The 18,587-nt window shown below is 60.9% G+C and carries 12 protein-coding genes; 5 read left to right on the top strand and 7 right to left on the bottom strand.

Translation table 11 applies throughout. The annotated features are described in order from the left end of the window. Positions 1 to 101: 101 nt before the first annotated feature. Both PS14A_RS15740 and PS14A_RS15735 read right to left on the bottom strand, forming a co-directional pair. Entirely contained in the window at positions 102 to 1,706 is a 1,605-nt protein-coding gene (locus tag PS14A_RS15740) for a carboxyl transferase domain-containing protein (RefSeq protein WP_186566352.1), read from the bottom strand. A gap of 100 nt (positions 1,707 to 1,806) precedes the next feature. After that, positions 1,807 to 2,970, bottom strand: coding sequence for an isovaleryl-CoA dehydrogenase (locus PS14A_RS15735; RefSeq protein WP_212616683.1), 1,164 nt, complete (start codon positions 2,968 to 2,970; stop codon positions 1,807 to 1,809). Between the two features lie 300 nt (positions 2,971 to 3,270). On the opposite strand from PS14A_RS15735, the gene PS14A_RS15730 reads away from it, so the two are divergent. Next, positions 3,271 to 4,968: an AMP-binding protein gene (locus PS14A_RS15730; protein WP_212616682.1), complete on the top strand. Its 1,698-nt coding sequence runs from the start codon at positions 3,271 to 3,273 to the stop codon at positions 4,966 to 4,968. 655 nt (positions 4,969 to 5,623) lie between these two features. On the opposite strand, the gene PS14A_RS15725 is transcribed toward PS14A_RS15730, so the two are convergent. From PS14A_RS15725 to PS14A_RS15715, 3 genes are all read right to left on the bottom strand, one after another. After that, positions 5,624 to 6,523 carry a hydroxymethylglutaryl-CoA lyase gene (locus tag PS14A_RS15725; protein ID WP_212616681.1) on the bottom strand — a complete coding sequence of 300 codons (900 nt, stop codon included), beginning with the start codon at positions 6,521 to 6,523 and terminating at the stop codon, positions 5,624 to 5,626. Between the two features lie 145 nt (positions 6,524 to 6,668). Then, positions 6,669 to 7,064, bottom strand: a complete 396-nt coding sequence (locus tag PS14A_RS15720; RefSeq protein ID WP_137214773.1) for a MerR family DNA-binding transcriptional regulator — start codon at positions 7,062 to 7,064, stop codon at positions 6,669 to 6,671. A 198-nt stretch (positions 7,065 to 7,262) separates the two neighbouring features. Then, a complete protein-coding gene (locus PS14A_RS15715) occupies positions 7,263 to 8,192 on the bottom strand; it encodes a LysR family transcriptional regulator (protein ID WP_212616680.1) in 930 nt (309 codons plus the stop codon). A 170-nt stretch (positions 8,193 to 8,362) separates the two neighbouring features. Between PS14A_RS15715 and PS14A_RS15710 the strand changes: the two genes are divergently transcribed. Beyond that, a complete protein-coding gene (locus PS14A_RS15710) occupies positions 8,363 to 9,592 on the top strand; it encodes an acyl-CoA dehydrogenase (RefSeq protein ID WP_024013435.1) in 1,230 nt (409 codons plus the stop codon). A 121-nt stretch (positions 9,593 to 9,713) separates the two neighbouring features. Here PS14A_RS15710 and PS14A_RS15705 read toward each other — a convergent pair whose 3' ends face one another. Both PS14A_RS15705 and xthA read right to left on the bottom strand, forming a co-directional pair. Further along, a complete protein-coding gene (locus PS14A_RS15705) occupies positions 9,714 to 11,048 on the bottom strand; it encodes a phosphate ABC transporter substrate-binding/OmpA family protein (RefSeq protein WP_212616679.1) in 1,335 nt (444 codons plus the stop codon). Between the two features lie 179 nt (positions 11,049 to 11,227). Next, positions 11,228 to 12,040 (bottom strand): exodeoxyribonuclease III, encoded by an 813-nt coding sequence (xthA, locus tag PS14A_RS15700; RefSeq protein WP_073471316.1) that lies wholly within the window; start codon positions 12,038 to 12,040, stop codon positions 11,228 to 11,230. 259 nt (positions 12,041 to 12,299) lie between these two features. On the opposite strand from xthA, the gene PS14A_RS15695 reads away from it, so the two are divergent. The 3 genes from PS14A_RS15695 to PS14A_RS15685 all read left to right on the top strand — a co-directional run bounded on the left by PS14A_RS15695 (position 12,300) and on the right by PS14A_RS15685 (position 18,415). Further along, positions 12,300 to 12,950 (top strand): GNAT family N-acetyltransferase, encoded by a 651-nt coding sequence (locus PS14A_RS15695; protein ID WP_212616678.1) that lies wholly within the window; start codon positions 12,300 to 12,302, stop codon positions 12,948 to 12,950. 66 nt (positions 12,951 to 13,016) lie between these two features. Then, entirely contained in the window at positions 13,017 to 14,744 is a 1,728-nt protein-coding gene (locus tag PS14A_RS15690) for an autotransporter assembly complex family protein (RefSeq protein WP_212616677.1), read from the top strand. Further along, the gene (locus PS14A_RS15685) at positions 14,741 to 18,415 is read left to right on the top strand and encodes a translocation/assembly module TamB domain-containing protein (protein WP_212616676.1); all 3,675 of its coding nucleotides are present in this window, start codon (positions 14,741 to 14,743) and stop codon (positions 18,413 to 18,415) included. The genes PS14A_RS15690 and PS14A_RS15685 overlap by 4 nt, the downstream gene beginning before the upstream one ends. The last annotated feature ends 172 nt before the right edge of the window (positions 18,416 to 18,587 follow it).

Here is an 18,587-nt window from a genome sequence, read left to right as displayed (position 1 = left end):
TCTTGTGGGAGCGAGCCTGCTCGCGAAAGCGGGGTATCAGTCGATCTATCCGCTGCCTGACAGAGCGCATTCGCGAGCAGGCTCGCTCCCACAAAAAAACATCACATCCGGAACACGCCGAAGCGGCTCGGTTCGATTGGCGCGTTCAGCGACGCGGACAAGGCCAGGGCCAGTACATCGCGGGTCTGCGCCGGGTCGATGACGCCGTCGTCCCACAGCCGCGCGCTGGAGTAGTAGGGGTGACCCTGTTCTTCGTACTGATCGAGAATCGGCTGCTTGATCTCGGTCTCCTGCTCGGCGCTGAACGCCTGACCGCTGCGTTCGGCCTGTTCGCGCTTGACCTGCACCAGCACACCGGCTGCCTGTTCGGCGCCCATCACGCCGATCCGCGCGTTCGGCCACATCCACAAGAAACGCGGATCGTAAGCGCGCCCGCACATGCCGTAGTTGCCGGCACCGAAGCTGCCGCCGATGATCACGGTGAATTTCGGCACCTTGGCGCAGGCCACCGCGGTCACCAGTTTCGCGCCGTGTTTGGCGATGCCGCCGGCTTCGTATTTCTGGCCGACCATGAAACCGGTGATGTTCTGCAGAAACAGCAGCGGGATGCCGCGCTGGCAGGCCAGTTCGATGAAGTGCGCGCCTTTCTGCGCGGCTTCGGCGAAGAGGATGCCGTTGTTCGCCAGAATCGCGATCGGGTAGCCGTGCAAGTGCGCGAAACCGCAGACCAGCGTGGTGCCGAACAGCGCTTTGAATTCATCGAACACCGAGCCGTCGACCAGCCGCGCGATCACTTCGCGCACATCGAATGGCTGCTTGGCGTCAGCCGGAACCACGCCGTACAACTCGTCGCTGGCGTACAGCGGCGCAATCGGCGTGCGTTGCTGCACCTCGCCGAGCTTGCGCCAGTTGAGGTTGGCGACGCTGCGGCGGGCCAAGGCGAGGGCGTGTTCGTCGTTCTCGGCGTAATGGTCGGCCACGCCAGATGTCTTGCAGTGCACATCAGCGCCGCCCAGATCTTCGGCGCTGACCACTTCACCGGTCGCGGCTTTCACCAGCGGCGGGCCGGCGAGGAAAATCGTCGCCTGGTTGCGCACCATGATCGCCTCGTCCGCCATTGCCGGCACATACGCGCCGCCAGCGGTGCACGAACCCATGACCACGGCGATCTGCGGGATGCCCATGGCGCTCATGTTGGCTTGGTTGAAAAAGATCCGCCCGAAGTGCTCGCGATCCGGAAACACTTCGTCCTGACGCGGCAGGTTGGCGCCGCCCGAGTCCACCAGATAAATGCACGGCAGGCGATTCTGCTGGGCGATGGTCTGCGCACGCAGGTGCTTCTTCACGGTGAGCGGGTAATACGAGCCACCTTTCACCGTCGCATCGTTGGCGACGATCATGCACTCGACGCCTTCAACGCGACCAATCCCGGCGATCACCCCGGCAGCCGGGACGTCTTCGCCATACACGGCGTGAGCCGCCAGTTGGCTGATTTCGAGAAACGGCGAGCCCGGATCAAGCAAGCGATTGATGCGCTCGCGCGGCAGCAATTTCCCCCGCGAGGTGTGGCGTTCCTGAGCTTTGACACCGCCACCCTGCGCCACTTGAGCGAGCAGGGTGTGCAGCGCGTCGACCTGTTTGAGCATCGCCGCGCAGTTGGCGGCGAACTCCGCTGAACGCGGGTTGAGCTGAGTGTGCAGAATCATGGGGCTTACTCCGTAAGCAGCTTCTAGCTACAAGCGGCAAGCTGCAAGTTGGGGCAAGAGCGCGGTTCTCTTGCAGCTTGTAGCTTGCCGCTGACGAAATTCATTTCGTCTCGTTGAACAGTTCGCGGCCGATCAGCATGCGGCGGATCTCGCTGGTGCCGGCGCCGATTTCGTAGAGCTTGGCGTCGCGCAGCAGGCGGCCGGCGGGGAATTCGTTGATGTAGCCGTTGCCGCCGAGAATCTGGATCGCGTCGAGGGCCATTTGCGTGGCGCGTTCGGCGGTGTAGAGGATCACCCCGGCCGCGTCCTTGCGCGTGGTTTCGCCGCGCTCGCAGGCCTGGGCCACCGCGTACAGATAAGCGCGGCTGGCGTTGAGCTGGGTGTACATGTCGGCGACTTTGCCCTGGATCAGTTGGAATTCGCCGATGCTCTGGCCGAACTGCTTGCGGTCGTGGATGTACGGCACGATCAGGTCCATGCACGACTGCATGATTCCGGTCGGGCCGCCCGAGAGCACCACGCGCTCGTAATCGAGGCCGCTCATCAACACTTTCACGCCACCGTTGAGCACGCCGAGAATGTTCTCCTCGGGTACTTCGACATCGTCGAAAAACAGCTCGCAGGTGTTGGAGCCACGCATGCCGAGCTTGTCGAACTTGTTGCTGCGGCTGAAGCCTTTCCAGTCCCGCTCGACGATGAACGCGGTGATGCCGTGCGGGCCTTTTTCCAGGTCGGTCTTGGCGTAGATCACGTAGGTATTGGCGTCCGGACCGTTGGTGATCCAGGTTTTGCTGCCGTTGAGGACGAAGCGATCGCCGCGTTTGTCGGCGCGCAGTTTCATCGAGACCACATCGGAACCGGCGTTGGGCTCGCTCATCGCCAGGGCGCCGACGTGCTCGCCGCTGATCAGCTTCGGCAAGTATTTGATTTTCTGTTGGTGATTGCCGTTGCGGTTGATCTGGTTGACGCAAAGGTTGGAGTGCGCGCCATAGGACAACGCCACTGACGCCGAGCCACGGCTGATTTCTTCCATCGCCACTACGTGCGCCAGATAACCCAGGCCAGCGCCGCCGTACTCTTCCGGCACGGTGATGCCGAGCAGGCCCATGTCACCGAATTTGCGCCACATGTCGGCGGGGAACAGGTTGTCGTGGTCGATCTGCGCGGCACGCGGGGCGATCTGATCGGCGACGAAGGACTGCACCTGATCGCGCAGCATGTCGATGGTTTCACCGAGGGCGAAATTCAGGGATGGATAGCTCATGGGTCACCTTTTGGCTTTTTTATCGGGTGGAGCGCACGACGAATCGGCGTTCAGCTTTACGTTAACGTAAAGCTTCCAGAGATCGACTGTCAATCGGCTTTACGTAAGCGTCAACTTGGGTGAGAGTAAGGGCAGTTCAGGATCAGATATCGGTTTGTTTCTGGTGGGAGCGAGCCTGCTCGCGAAAGAGCTGTATCAGTCGCCCCCAAGGCTGAATGACGCAGCGTATTCGCGAGCAGGCTCGCTCCCACAGGGATTCAAAACCGGGAAAACCCACTAATAAAGACAATAGGGGTCGTCATGGATCAACCCAGTGCAAGCCCGCAGCGCAGCTACACCCGTGGCTCTCAGGACCAAGCTCTGCTGGCGATGACCATCGGTCAGCGCTTCGATCAGACTGTCGCGCAGTACCCGGACGGTGAAGCTTTGGTGGTGCGCCATCAACAGTTGCGTTACTCCTGGCGGCAACTGGCCGATGCGGTGGATGAGCAGGCCAGAGCCCTGCTCGCGCTGGGTTTGCAGACGGGCGATCGCCTCGGCATCTGGGCGCCGAACTGCGCGCAGTGGTGCATCACCCAGTTCGCCACGGCGAAGATCGGCGTGATTCTGGTCAACATCAATCCCGCCTACCGCAGCTCCGAACTCGAGTACGTGCTCAAGCAGTCCGGCTGCCAGTGGCTGGTCTGTGCCGGAGCGTTCAAGACCTCGAATTACCACGAAATGCTCCAGACCCTGGCGCCAGAATTGGCCGAGCACGCCATCGGTCAGCTGCGCAGCGAACGCCTGCCGGAGCTGCGCGGCGTGATCAGCCTCGATGCCTATCAGCCGCCCGGTTTTCTGCCGTGGTCGCAGCTCAGCGATCTGGCCACCAGCGTCTCGTCCGAACAGCTGCGCGAACGCAGCGCCAGCCTGCATTTCGATCAACCGGTGAACATCCAGTACACCTCCGGCACCACCGGTTTCCCCAAGGGCGCGACCCTCAGTCACTACAACATCCTCAACAACGGTTACATGGTCGGCGAAAGCCTCGGCCTGACGGCTGCCGATCGTCTGGTGATTCCGGTGCCGCTGTATCACTGCTTCGGCATGGTCATGGGCAACCTCGGTTGCGTCACCCATGGCAGTACGATGATTTACCCCAATGACGCGTTCGATCCGGCGCTGACCCTGCAAGCGGTGGCCGAAGAGCAGGCCACGGCGCTGTATGGTGTGCCGACCATGTTCATCGCCATGCTGGATCAGCCGCAGCGGCAGACTTTCGACCTGTCGAGCCTGCGCACCGGGATCATGGCCGGCGCCACCTGTCCGATCGAGGTCATGCGGCGGGTCATCAACGAAATGCACATGAGTGAAGTGCAGATCGCGTACGGCATGACCGAAACCAGCCCGGTGTCGTTGCAGACCGGGCCGGCGGACGAGCTGGAGTTGCGCGTCACCACGGTCGGGCGCACCCAGCCACAACTGGAAAGCAAGATCATCGACACCGCTGGCAACCTTGTGCCGCGCGGCACCATCGGCGAATTGTGCACGCGCGGTTACAGCGTGATGCTCGGTTACTGGAACAACCCGCAGGCCACCGCCGAAGCCATCGATGAGGCGGGGTGGATGCACACCGGCGACCTGGCGAGCATGAACGAGGAGGGTTACGTCAACATCGCCGGGCGTAACAAGGACATGATCATTCGTGGCGGCGAGAATGTTTATCCCCGTGAGCTGGAGGAATTCTTCTTCACCCATCCGGCGGTGGCCGACGTGCAGGTGATCGGTATTCCGTGCTCACGCTACGGTGAGGAAATCGTTGCCTGGATCAAATTCCACCCCGGCCACAGCGCCTCGGAGCTGGAGCTGCAAACGTGGTGCAAGGAACGCATCGCCCATTTCAAGACACCGCGTTACTTCAAATTCGTCGACGCGTTTCCGATGACGGTGACGGGCAAGATTCAGAAATTCAGGATGCGCGAGATCAGTATCGAGGAGCTGAAAACAATCGACCGATAACCACGTCTTCTGTGGGAGCGAGCCTGCTCGCGAATGCAGTGTGTTATTCAGCGCAAATGTGTCTGATACACCGTTTTCGCGAGCAGGCTCGCTCCCACAGGGATGCAGTGATAGAGAGACGAATCACAGAAAGCACAAAGGGGAGCCGAAGCTCCCCTTTAATTTGTCGTTGCGTGCTCTTTTTATTATTGAGGGTCGGTCTGTTGTTGTTTTTGGCAACCGTGGCCCTGTACAGCTTTTTGGCGACCCCCATCCGGGGTCAAGAGCAAACGTATTTTTTTGAGCGCTGATCTGCTTTCTCGTTTAACGATCCAACCGATTCGGGAGCTACCTGAAGGTAGTTTTATTGTTCTCTGCCCGGTTGCGGGTCACTCCTGAGAGCACCCTGAAAAGCACACCTTCTCCAAAAAAATCTGTTAGCTGCGTCTCTGCCGTGTTGTTCTTGTTATGTCAGAGTCGTTTCGTCTTGTTTTTATTGGTTTGCGGCTTTTTATTCTTGTTATGCGATAGAGATAGCAGGTGTCGTGCCAACTTTTAAAAATCCTTTTGAATCAACCACTTAGGATTTCGAGGCTTTTTCAGCTTGGGGCAAAGCCAGACAATTTGTTTCCGTGTTACTCGCTTTTGCCCACATCACTGACGCAGCGGTAACACCTCACTGCGCGCTGCGCGCCTTGGCCACTCGCGAACCGCTCGGGCGGCCGAGCACTGCGCTGATCTGCTGGCCTGCGGCAATCAAGGCGTCCAGGTCGATACCGGTCTCGATGCCCAAGCCGTTGAGCAGGTACACCACGTCCTCGGTGGCAACGTTACCGCTCGCGCCTTTGGCGTACGGGCAGCCGCCGAGGCCGGCGATAGAGCTGTCGAACACCGCAATGCCTTCGAGCAGGCTGGCGTAGATGTTGGCCATGGCCTGGCCATAGGTGTCGTGGAAATGCCCGGCGAGCTTGTCCCGTGGCACCTGCGCCGAAACCACCTCGAACAGGCGCCGGGTCGCGCCGGCCGTGCCGGTGCCGATGGTGTCGCCCAGCGACACTTCATAGCAGCCCATCGCGTACAGTTCACGCGCGACCATCGCCACTTGCTCCGGCGCGACCGTGCCTTCATACGGACAGCCCAGCACACAGGAAACGTAACCGCGCACGGTAACGCCGTGTTGTTTGGCGGCCTCCATGATCGGCGCAAACCGCGCCAGGCTTTCGCTGATCGAGCAATTGATGTTGCGCTGCGAGAACGCCTCGGAGGCGGCGGCGAACACCGCGACTTCCTTGACCCCGGCGGCAAGCGCGTCTTCAAAACCGCGCAGGTTCGGCGCCAGCGCGCCGTAGGTCACGCCAGGTTTGCGCTGGATCTGCGCGAACACTTCGGCGGATCCGGCCATCTGCGGCACCCATTTCGGCGAGACGAAACTGCCGACTTCGACGTAGCCAAGCCCGGCGGCGCTCAGCGCATCGACCAGTTGCACCTTGTCAGCGACGCTGATCGGTTGGGCTTCGTTCTGCAGGCCATCGCGCGGGCCGACTTCGATCAGGCGTACTTGGGAGGGGAGGGACATGGGTGGGACCTGCCTGTTTTTTCAGTTCACGAAGATCCCTGTGGGAGCGAGCCTGCTCGCGAAAGCGGTGGATCAGTCACCGTTATTGGTGGATGACAGAATGCATTCGCGAGCAGGCTCGCTCCCACAGGGGCACCAATATTCGCTAGACCGCCTGGCTTTTAAGCGTCTGCTCCAGCGCCTGCACGCAGCGCTCTTCGGCAGTGTCCAGCTCAAGCTTCATCTGTTCGATATCCAGCAACTGCTGTTCGAGCTGTTCGCGGCGTTCGCTGATTTTCGCCAGCATGCTGTTGAGCTGTTTGGTGTTACCGCCGGACGGGTCGTAGAGTTCGATCAGCTCGCGGCATTCGGCCAGGGAAAAACCGATGCGCTTGCCGCGCAGGATCAGCTTCAGGGTGACCTTGTCGCGCGGCGAATAGATACGTTCCTGGCCACGACGCTCGGGGCTGAGCAGGCCTTGCTCTTCATAAAAGCGGATCGCCCGGGTGGTGATGTCCAGCTCGCGGGCGAGGTCGGAAATGCTGTAGGTCTGACTGCTCATGAAAGCGCTCGGAAAAGGGGCATGGCGCTAAGCTAATCGGTGGTTTACGTTTACGTCAAGAAGGATGGTTGTGGTTGTCTGTACAGGCCCCTTCGCGAGCAAGCTCGCTCCCACATTCGACCGCGTTCCTTCAGATGAAATGCAATTCATTGTGGGAGCGAGCCTGCTCGCGAAGAACGATAACGCGGTAAAAAAGCCCTACACCTTCTCCAGCTTCTTCTCCTGCGCCGTCACCTGCTGGCACAACTCGATCATCTGCTCGCGCATCCAGCGGTTGGCCGGGTCCTGGTCGGTGCTTTCATGCCAATAAAGGTGCGTTTCCACCGACGGCACATCATTCACCGGCAAATTGAACGACTGCAAGTCATGGCGGCGGGCGAAGCGTTCCGGCACGGTCATGACCATGTCGGTCTGCTGCATCACTTGCGAAGCCATCAGATAGTGCTGCGAGCGCAGGGCGATCTTGCGCTGGATGCCCATTTTGCCCAGCGCCAGATCGACGTAACCCAGACCACTGCGGCGGCTGGAAATGTGGATGTGAGTCATAGACAGGTAATCATCAAGGCTGAGTTTTTCCTTGCCCGCCATTGGGTGGCCCTTGCGCATGGCGCAGACGTAACGGTCGTCCATCAGCTTGACGTGGCGCACCTGCGGGTCGGTGTTGAGCGGCGCATCCACGGCGAAATCCAGCCGCCCGGCCGCGAGTTCCTTGGTGGTTTCCCGGCGCTTGGACAGAAAGCTTTCGATGATCACCGTTGGCGCCAGGCGGCGCAGGCGCTGGAACAGTGGCGGCAGAATGATCGCTTCCGTCAGGTCGGTCATGCTGATGCGGTAGGTCTTGACCGCCTGCGCCGGGTTGAAGATGCGACTTTCCTGCACCGACACGCGCAGCAGCGACAGGGCGTTGCGCACCGGGCCGATGATGTTCTGCGCCATCGGCGTGGGCACCATGCCCTGAGCGGTGCGCACAAAGAGCGGGTCGTTGAAGGTTTCGCGCAACCGCGCCAGGGCGTTGGACACCGCCGGCTGGGTGATGCCGACAATCTGCCCGGCGCGGGTCAGGTTGGCTTCGGTGTAGATCGCGTCGAAGACGATGAAAAGGTTGAGGTCGACCTTGCTCAGATTCATAACGCGGCTTCTCTTGTTATTAAGTGCAAGTGTTTTGGGGCTGACGATCAGCGGATCATATATTGGTGATGAATGTTTATACACGCCGAGAATAGGCTAGGTAAATGATCAGCGCTGTTCTAGCATCGATACATGACTTGAACAACCTCTGCCCGAGAAGGTAACTACCCATGGATTTCGCTTATTCGCCCAAGGTTCAGGAACTGCGTGAGCGCGTGACTGCGTTCATGGACACTTACGTTTACCCGGCCGAAGCGGTGTTCGAACGCCAGGTCGCCGAGGGCGATCGCTGGCAGCCGACCGCGATCATGGAAGAGCTCAAGGCCAAGGCCAAGGCTGAAGGGCTGTGGAATTTGTTTCTGCCTGAGTCCGAGCTGGGCGCCGGCCTGAGCAACCTCGAATATGCGCCATTGGCGGAAATCATGGGCCGTTCCCTGCTGGGGCCGGAGCCGTTCAACTGCTCGGCGCCGGACACCGGCAACATGGAAGTATTGGTGCGCTACGCCAACGAAGAACAGAAACAGCGCTGGCTCGAGCCGCTGCTGCGCGGCGAAATCCGTTCGGCGTTCGCCATGACCGAGCCTGATGTGGCGTCTTCCGACGCAACCAACATGGCCGCCCGTGCTGTGCGCGATGGCGATCAGTGGGTAATCAACGGCAAGAAATGGTGGACTTCCGGCGCTTGCGATCCGCGCTGCAAGATCCTGATCTTCATGGGCCTGAGCAACCCCGACGCGCCGCGTCATGCCCAGCACTCGATGATTCTCGTGCCGGTCGACACCCCCGGGGTGAAGATCGTCCGGCCGCTGCCGGTGTTCGGTTACGACGACGCACCGCACGGTCACGCCGAAGTGCTGTTCGATAACGTTCGGGTGCCGTACGAAAACGTCCTGCTCGGTGAAGGACGCGGCTTTGAAATTGCCCAGGGTCGCCTTGGCCCAGGCCGCATTCACCACTGCATGCGTTCGATCGGCATGGCCGAGCGTGCACTGGAACTGATGTGCAAACGCTCGGTGAGCCGCACCGCATTCGGCAAACCACTGGCGCGTCTGGGTGGCAACATCGACAAGATCGCCGACTCGCGAATGGAAATCGACATGGCGCGTCTGCTGACGTTGAAAGCGGCGTACATGATGGATACCGTCGGCAACAAAGTGGCGAAGAGCGAGATTGCGCAGATCAAAGTCGTCGCACCGAACGTGGCCCTGCGGGTGATCGACCGGGCGATCCAGATGCACGGTGGGGCAGGGGTGTCGAACGATTTCCCGCTGGCCTATATGTATGCCATGCAGCGCACCCTGCGTCTGGCCGACGGCCCGGATGAAGTGCACCGCGCGGCGATTGGCAAGTTCGAGATCGGCAAGTATGTGCCGAAGGAGATGATGCGTAGCGGTCAGTAATACCGCGTCGCCTCATTCGCGAGCAGGCTCGCTCCCACAAGATTTGTGCACGCCACAGATCCAATGTGGGAGCGAGCCTGCTCGCGAAAGGGCCTGTACATTCAGCACATCGACATCAGGATCAATACACCCAAACCTCAACCCGCCGATTCTTGATCCGCCCTTCATCTGCACTGTTGGTCGCCACCGGCATCAGCGCACCAAAGCCGCGGACTTCGCGCATGACCACACCGTTTTTGACCAGCTCGCGCCGCACCGCCATCGCTCTCAGCTTCGACAGCAGATCGGCCCGCGCCGGGTCATCCTTCAAATCACCAAACCCCACCAGCGTCACCGCCCGTTCGGTCTTGCCATTGCGCTTTATATAGTCGAGCACCCGCGCCAGATCCTGCCGCGCCTTGTTGTCCAGACTGGCGCTGCCCTCGGCAAAACGGAAATTCACTGTCAGACGCTGGGCATGCCGGCTGAGGGATTGGTAACCCTCGGGCATCAGCGCATTCGGCGCCACGCTCATGGCTTGTACGGTCTGGCTGACAAAACCGCTAGTCGCGACGATCGCCTGTCCCTGTGGACTTTGCGCGAACGTTGCCAACGCCTGCGCCCACGGATTGCGGCTGTCCGGCGGCAGATAAAAGAACAAGCGCCGCGACAGCGGATAATCTTCGGTGGCGATCAGACTGTTCAGCGGCAGCATCGCTTGCGACGCGCCATCGGCAATCGCCACGGCTTTGGCCTGACGCACGTAAGGCAAGCCAATGAAGCCGATGCCTTGCGCATCAGCGCTGACCGCGTCGGATAACTGCTCGCTGGACTCGAAACGCTTCGCCGCGCTGCTGAGACTTTTCCCACGCCGGCTCAGGACCAGCTCCTTGAACGTGTCGAACGTCCCCGATTGATCATCCCGCGCATATAAATGTATAGCGCCGCCACGCCCACCGAGCTCTTCCCAGGTTTTCACTTCACCGGCAAAAATCCGCGCCAGTTGCTCGGTGTTCAACTGCTCAAGCGGGTTGGCCGGGTTGAGGATGATCGCCAGGCCGTCGATGGCAATGACTTGCTCGGCCGCCGGGCTTTTCAGATCGCCGAGGGCTTGCAGGGCAAGCAGTTCGCTGTCCTTGATCTCGCGGGAAGAGGCGGCCAGATCGGCGCTGGCGTTTTTCAACGCGGCGAAACCGGTGCTGGAACCGTGGGCGGCGACTTCGATGATTACGCGTTGCCCTTGTGCGGTCTGGCCGACGATGCGTTGTTCGTTGGCGGTGTCCGGGGTTTCGCGGTGGATTTTCAGCAGGCCTTGTTCCTGCAACAGGCCTTCGACCAGCGCCGGGCCAAGTTCGGCGCCGATGGTGTTGGAGCCCTGAATGCGTAATGCCGGGCCGTTTTCGGGGATCGGCAGGGCGGCGGCGGACACCGACAGCCAGCCACTCAACAGGAAAACGCAGAGAACACGCAGGGTCATGCCGGCACCGAATCAAGCCAAGGGGATTGCCGGGGAGATTAAGTCAGGCGCGTGACCGAAATATGACAGGGGATTACCTGTGGGAGCGAGCCTGCTCGCGAAGGCGGCGTGTCAGGCGAAAAATTTGTCGCTGATCCACCGCTTTCGCGAGCAGGCTCGCTCCCACAATGAAAATTCCCTCAGGCCAGCTCAAGCCAGATCGGCGCATGGTCCGATGGTTTTTCCATGCCGCGCAGTTCGTAGTCCACGCCGGCATCCTTGACCCGTGGCAGCAGGCCATGGGACGCCAGAATCACATCGATGCGCAGCCCACGCTTCGGCTCATCTTCGAAACCACGGCTGCGGTAGTCGAACCAACTGAACATGTCGCTCACGTCGGGGTTGAGGTGCCGATAGCTGTCGGTCAGGCCCCAGTTTTTCAGGCGCGCCATCCACTCGCGTTCTTCCGGCAGGAAGCTGCATTTGCCGGTTTTCAGCCAGCGCTTCATGTTGTCCGGGCCGATGCCGATGTCGCAGTCTTCCGGGGAAATATTCACATCGCCCATCACCACCAGTGGCTGTTCATTGTGGAACTGGCTTTCCAGCAGCGCTTGCAGGTCGCTGTAGAAACGCTCCTTGGCAGGGAACTTGGTCGGGTGATCGCGGCTTTCACCTTGTGGGAAATAGCCGTTCATGATCGTCACCGGCACGCCATTGGCATCAGCGAAAGTGCCCCAGATGAAGCGCCGCTGCGCGTCTTCTTCATCGGTGGCGAAGCCTTTATGGATGGCGATCGGTTCGTTGCGCGAGAGCAAGGCGACACCGTAATGGCCCTTCTGGCCATGAAAGTGCACGTGATAGCCAAGGGCGCGGATGTCTTCGTGGGGGAACTGGTCGTCGTGAACCTTGGTTTCCTGCAGGCCGATCACGTCGGGCTGATGTTTTTCGATCAGCGCTGCCAGCTGATGCGGACGGGCACGCAGTCCGTTGATGTTGAAGGAAACAATCTTCATGGTCGGCAGTCCTGGCAAAAGGGCGATGCTAGCTGACATGGGGGAGATGGGCCAGTGTGGGACAAATCATTTTGGCCTGTGGGATTTGTGATGCCCTATGCAGCGCCTCTGTGGGAGCGAGCCCGCTCGCGAAGAGGCCGGCAAGATCGATGAAGATCCCGACTTGGTCTATACCTTTCAGGGGAACCACCACATCCGCCCAAGGTTCGTACCAACAAGCGCGCCAGCCTCCGAGCGCGCCTCCGGGGAGAATCATGCAATGCCTGAAACCCAGTTCGCCGTTGCCGACATCCACATGCTCGACCGCGGCTATTCCCGCGAAGCCCGCTCGTTGCTGTATCAGGCCTATCGCCACGAGCCGACCTTCGGCTATCTGTTCGAAGCCGAACGTCCCGGCTACGAACAGCGCGTGCGCGCGACGGTGCGCGAGTTGGTCAAACAGCATTTCCTCCAGGACCTGCCGGCAATCGGCCTGTTGGTCAACGATCGCCTGATCGGCATCGCCCTGATCGCACCGCCGCAACGGCGCCTGGGCGTTACCGAGAGCTGGGCGTGGCGCTTGCGCATGGTGCTCAGCACCGGTTTTCGCTGCACACGGCGTTATCTGGAATACCACGATGCCGTCGCCGCGTGCGTGCCCGGTGACTCGGTGCACATGCTGCCGCTGCTTGGTGTGCATCCGCAGTTTCAGGGCAAGCATTACGGCGAACAATTGCTCACCGCCGTGCACAACTGGTGCGCGGTCGATGAAACCTCGCAAGGGGTGGTGCTCGACACCGGCAACCCGCGCTACCTGGAATTCTATAAAAGGCAGGGTTATCAGGAGATCGGCGAGGTTGCCGTCGGACCGGTGCGCGAACACGTATTTTTCCATGCCAATCCGCAGGTGTTACAAACAGCAACGGGATAATCATCGAACTTCTTCACAAATTACCTGTTCTATCAGGCTCCCGAGCCCGTGATAGCATCCGCGCCTATGAAGTTTCCACGAAGATTTACCAGCGGCGTGCTGATGCTGTTATCCAGCTGCGCGGCGCTGGCGCAAAGTGAATTGGATGTACGGATCAAGCCGTCCAACGATGAACTCAAGGCCAATATAGAAGGCTATATCGGCAGCCTCGGCGATCGCGACGAAGAAGCCTTGCTGCGTTTCAATCGCGGCGCCGAAGAGCAGGCGCGCAAAGCGGCTCAGGCGCTGGGCTACTATCAGCCGCAGATCGACAGTGACGTCAAGGGCGGGGAAAAACCGCGTCTGGTGCTGAACATCGATCCCGGCGAGCCGATTCGCCTGCGCAACGTCACCGTGCGTGTCGACGGCCCGGCGGCGTCGCTGAAATCCTTTCGCGTACCGAAAAGCGACCTGCTCAAGTCCGGCGCCGTGCTCAACCATGGCCGTTACGAAGATGCCAAACGGGTGATCCAGAATCAGGCCTCGCGCTTCGGTTACTTCAGCGGCCATTTCACCAGCCAGAAGCTCATGGTCGATCCGCGCGCGGGCGTGGCCGACATCGAATTGATCTACGACAGCGGCCCGCGCTATGCGCTGGGCAAAGTCAGTTTCGAGGGCGACACGCCGTTCGACGAAGACCTGCTGCAACGCATGGTGCCGTTCAAGGAAGGCGAGCCTTACGATTCGGAACTGATCGCCGAACTCAACCGCGACCTGCAATCGAGCGGCTATTTCGAGGGCGTGCGCGTCGACGCCGCGCCGACCGCTGCGAAAAACGATGTGATTCCGGTCGAGGTCAAACTCGACACGCGCAAGCCGCGCACCATGGGCCTTGGTCTCGGTTACTCGACCGACGTCGGCCCACGGATCAAGGCCAACTGGACGCGCCACTGGGTCAACCCGCAAGGCGACAGCTATGGCTGGGAAGCCGAGCTTTCCGCGCCCCGGCAGAACGTCGGGCTGTTTTACGACATCCCGCTCGACCCGCCGCTGACCGACAAACTGCGCTGGGCCGGCGGCTATCAGTTCGAAGACATCGAAAGCTCCGACACCCTCAGCAAGCTGCTGACCTTCGGCCCGGAATGGCACAGCAAGTTGCCCAGCGGCTGGCAGCGGGTGATCTCGCTGAAATGGCAACGTGAAGAATACGAACTCGGCGACGACTCGGGCCTGAGCACGTTGCTGATGCCTGGCATCAGTTATTCGTACCTCAAAAGCGACAACCGCATCGACCCGCGCAACGGCTATCGCCTGAGCTTCGAAAGCAAAGTGGCCAAGGAAGGGCTCGGTTCGGACAACAACCTTTTATACGGCACCGCGCTGGTCAAAGGCCTGACTACGGTGTTCGACAAACACCGCTTGCTCGGCCGCGTGCAGGTTGGCGGCAGCGCCACCAACGGCTACAACTCGATTCCGCCGTCGCTGCGCTTCTTTGCCGGCGGCGATCAGAGCGTGCGCGGTTACGACTACCAGAGCCTGTCGCCGAAAAACTCTGACGGCGACCGCATCGGTGGCCGCTACATGATCGCCGGCAGTGTCGAATATCAATACTCGATCGCCGAGAAATGGCGGGTCGCGACCTTCGTCGACCAGGGTAACTCTTTCAACAAACTCGAACTGCCCGACCTCAAGACCGGCGTCGGTGTGGGTGTGCGCTGGGTCTCGCCGGTCGGGCCGATCCGCCTCGACCTCGCACGGGGGCTGGATGACGGCGGCGGCTTCCGACTGCACTTTTCCATGGGGCCTGAGCTGTGAAGCGTGGTTTGAAAATAACGGCGCTGACGGTGTTGGCGCTGGTCTTGCTGATCGTCCTGAGCCTGGCCGCACTACTTGGTACGCAGGCGGGCAGTCGTTGGGCGTTGGGCCTGGTGCCGGGCCTGAACGTGGAGAATTTCCACGGTCGCCTCGCTGGGCAGTGGAGCGCCGATCACTTGATGTGGCAGCAGGACACCAGCCGTGTCGAGCTGAACAAGGCGATCTTCGCCTGGTCACCGCTGTGCCTGACGCGCATGACCTTGTGCATCGATCAGCTCAAGGCCGATCAGCTGATCCTGCAGTTCCCGCCCAGCGAAGAAACCACCGAGAGCGGCCCGATCAAACTGCCCGATCTGCAATTGCCGTTGGCCATTGAACTGGGTGATGTCGAGGTCGGCAGCCTGTTGTTTAACGGCAGCGAACAGCTCAAGGGCTTGCAACTGGCGGCGCACTGGACCGCTCAGGGCCTGCAGATCGACAGCGTGAAATTGCAGCGTGACGAGCTCAGCCTGAACCTGTCCGGCCTGCTGCAACCGAGCGGTAACTGGCCACTGAATATTCAGGGCGATCTGACCTTGCCCGCTACCGGCAGCGAGCCGTGGACCCTGGCGCTGAAAGTTGAAGGCGACCTGCTGAAAACCCTCAACCTGCATGCCGACAGCCGTGGTTACCTCGACGGCCAGTTGAGCGGCGAGCTGCAAGCACTGGCGGAAAACCTCCCGGCCAAGCTGCGCATCACCAGCGACGCGTTCAAACCCAGCGCCGATCTGCCGGACACCCTGCAATTCAATCAGCTTGTGCTCACGGGCGAAGGTGACCTGAAAAACGGTTATCAACTGCTCGGCAACGCCACGCTGCCCGCCGAGAAATCACCGGTGGCGCTGCTGCTCAAAGGCAAGGTCGACGCCAACGGCGCGCAGATCGCCGGGCTCGATCTCAACGCCAACGACCAGCAAAGCCTCAAACTCAGCGGCAGTGTCGACTGGAGCAAGGGCCTCAGCGCTCAGGCCAATATCAACTGGCAAGACTTCCCGTGGCACCGGCTCTATCCCGAGATCGACGAGCCGCAAGTCGCGTTGCGTACTTTCACTGGCGAAGTGTCCTACACCGACGGCCAGTACCTCGGTAATTTCGACGCCGCGCTGGATGGCCCGGCCGGGGCGTTCACCTTGAGCAGTCCGTTCAGCGGCAGCCTCGAACAGATCGCCTTGCCGCAACTGGTCATGCAGGCCGGGCAGGGCAAGGCCGAAGGGCACGTCAATGTGCGCTTCGCCGACGGCATCGCCTGGGATACCGCGCTGGATCTGTCGGCGCTCAACCCGGCATATTGGGTCGCCGAACTGCCGGGCACGCTGGCCGGGCCGTTGAAAAGCAAAGGCGAGATGAAGAATGATCAGCTCAGCCTCAGCGCCGACCTCGACCTCAAAGGCAAATTGCGCGGTCAGCCGGCGGTCCTGCAAGCGAAGGCTGACGGTGCGGGCGAGCGGTGGAACCTCAACGCCCTGCAAATCCGCCTCGGCGATAACAGCATCAACGGCAAGGGCAGCCTGCAGGACAAACTCGGCGGGCAGATCGATATCAAGTTGCCGCGTCTGGCCCAGCTCTGGCCGCAATTGCGCGGGCAGGTCAACGGTCAGGTCAATGTTGCCGGCACGTTGAAGGCGCCGCAGGGCAAGCTTGATCTGCAAGGTTCGCAACTGGCCTGTCAGGACAATCGCCTGCAAAGCCTCAACCTCGACGCCACGCTCGACAGTGCGCAGCGGGCGAAGATCAATCTCAAAGGCAGCGGCATTCAGACTGGCGATACCTCCCTGGGCACCCTGACCGCCAGTGCTCAGGGCGATATCAAAAGCCAGAAAGTCAACCTCGACCTGATCGGACCGAAGCTGAAACTGGCGCTGGGTCTGGACGGCAATCTCGACAAGGGCAACTGGCGCGGACGCTTGGCCAGTGGCGACATTCAGGCCGGTGGCCAGGACTGGAAGCTGCAAAGCCCGGCCAAGCTGGAACGCCTGGCGGACGGCCAGATCAATTTCGGCGCGCATTGCTGGCTGTCCGGCAACGCCAGCCTGTGTGGCGAAGACCAGCGCCTGATGCCCGAGCCGAAGCTGCGTTATCACCTCAAGCAATTCCCGATCGAAAGCCTTGCGCAATGGCTGCCCAAAGACTTCGCCTGGCAGGGCCGGCTCAACGCCGATCTGCAACTGGACTTGCCGGCGAGCGGCCCGAACGGCGTGGTCAGTGTCGATGCCAGCGGCGGCACCCTGCGCGTGCGCGACAAGGATCGCTGGCTGGATTTCCCCTATCAGACCCTCAAACTCAGCAGCAAGCTCACGCCCAAGCGCGTCGACACCGAGCTCAATTTTGTCGGCGGCAAACTCGGCGAATTGCTGGTCCAGGCGCAGCTCAATCCGCTGCCAAAAAACAAACCGCTGAGCGGCTCGTTCCGCCTTTCCGGCCTCGATCTTTCGGTTGCGCGACCGTTCGTGCCGATGGTGGAAAAACTCACCGGCCGGCTCAACGGCAGCGGCACTATTTCCGGTGGCCTGCTCGCGCCATTGGTCAACGGCACTGTGCAGCTCAGCGATGGCGAAGTGTCCGGCGCCGAACTGCCGATGGAGTTGCAGAATCTGCAACTGACTGCGGCGATCGCCGGCGAATCGGTGCGCCTGGACGGTGGCTGGGACAGCGGCAAGACTGGCAAAGGCAGTCTCAACGGCAACGTCGCCTGGGGTCAGGCACTGGTGGTCGATCTGGCGCTCAAGGGCACGCAATTGCCGGTCAGCGTAGAACCCTACGCCAAATTGGAAATGGCTCCGGATCTGAAAATTTCCATGGCCGGCGATGAGCTGAAAGTTGCCGGTAAGGTGTTGGTGCCGAAGGGCGAAATCACCGTGCGCGAACTGCCGCCATCGACGGTAAAAGTCTCCGACGACACGATCATCGTCGGCGCGCAGACCGAAGAGGGCAAACCGCCGATCGCGATGAAAATGGACATCGACGTGATCGTCGGCCAGGACAAGCTGAGCTTCGCCGGTTTCGGCCTGACCGCGAATCTGCAAGGTCAGGTGCACATCGGCGACAACATGGACACCCGTGGCGAACTCTGGCTCAACGACGGCCGCTATCGCGCCTACGGCCAACGCCTGACGGTACGTCGCGCGCGTCTGTTGTTCGCCGGCCCCATCGACCAGCCGTATCTGGATATCGAAGCGATCCGCCAGACCGACGACGTCATCGCCGGTATTCGCCTGAGCGGCAGCGCCGAACAACCGACCACGCAGATCTTCTCCGAACCGGCGATGAGTCAGGAACAGGCGCTGTCGTACCTGGTGCTGGGCCGTCCGCTGAGCACCAGCGGCGAAGACAACAACATGCTCGCGCAAGCCGCGCTGGGCCTGGGCCTGATGGGCAGCGCCGGGGTCACCAGTGGTCTGGCCAAGGATCTGGGCATCGAGGATTTCCAGCTCGACACCCAGGGCAGCGGCAACGACACCAGCGTCGTCGCCAGCGGTAACATCTCCGAGAAACTCAGCCTGCGCTACGGCGTCGGCGTCTTCGAACCGGCCAGCACCATCGCCTTGCGCTACAAGCTGAGCAAGAAGGTCTACGTCGAAGCGGCGAGCGGCGTGGCGAGTTCGCTGGATATTTTCTACAAGCGGGATTTCTAGAGCGCACCTGCTCATTTGAACCGAGTCGCACCCTTCGCGAGCAGGCTCGCTCCCACATTGGAACGTGTTTTCCCTGTGGGAGCGAGCCTGCTCGCGAATGCGGTCGCTCACGCGATAAAACCCAGCCCACAGGTCAACTAATTACCAAGCCCCCTAACTATTGCGTTGACAT

The sequence above is a fragment of the Pseudomonas sp. 14A genome, assembly GCF_018132745.1.
In the GTDB taxonomy this organism is placed as follows: Bacteria; Pseudomonadota; Gammaproteobacteria; order Pseudomonadales; family Pseudomonadaceae; genus Aquipseudomonas; species Aquipseudomonas mercuritolerans.
This window is presented reverse-complemented; position numbering and strand designations above follow the sequence as displayed.

Coding starts and splice junctions, on each gene's coding strand:
- PS14A_RS15740 (WP_186566352.1), bottom strand. CDS start 1,706: ATGATTCTGCACACTCAGCTCAACCCGCGTTCAGCGGAGTTCGCCGCC.
- PS14A_RS15735 (WP_212616683.1), bottom strand. CDS start 2,970: ATGAGCTATCCATCCCTGAATTTCGCCCTCGGTGAAACCATCGACATG.
- PS14A_RS15730 (WP_212616682.1), top strand. CDS start 3,271: ATGGATCAACCCAGTGCAAGCCCGCAGCGCAGCTACACCCGTGGCTCT.
- PS14A_RS15725 (WP_212616681.1), bottom strand. CDS start 6,523: ATGTCCCTCCCCTCCCAAGTACGCCTGATCGAAGTCGGCCCGCGCGAT.
- PS14A_RS15720 (WP_137214773.1), bottom strand. CDS start 7,064: ATGAGCAGTCAGACCTACAGCATTTCCGACCTCGCCCGCGAGCTGGAC.
- PS14A_RS15715 (WP_212616680.1), bottom strand. CDS start 8,192: ATGAATCTGAGCAAGGTCGACCTCAACCTTTTCATCGTCTTCGACGCG.
- PS14A_RS15710 (WP_024013435.1), top strand. CDS start 8,363: ATGGATTTCGCTTATTCGCCCAAGGTTCAGGAACTGCGTGAGCGCGTG.
- PS14A_RS15705 (WP_212616679.1), bottom strand. CDS start 11,048: ATGACCCTGCGTGTTCTCTGCGTTTTCCTGTTGAGTGGCTGGCTGTCG.
- xthA (WP_073471316.1), bottom strand. CDS start 12,040: ATGAAGATTGTTTCCTTCAACATCAACGGACTGCGTGCCCGTCCGCAT.
- PS14A_RS15695 (WP_212616678.1), top strand. CDS start 12,300: ATGCCTGAAACCCAGTTCGCCGTTGCCGACATCCACATGCTCGACCGC.
- PS14A_RS15690 (WP_212616677.1), top strand. CDS start 13,017: ATGAAGTTTCCACGAAGATTTACCAGCGGCGTGCTGATGCTGTTATCC.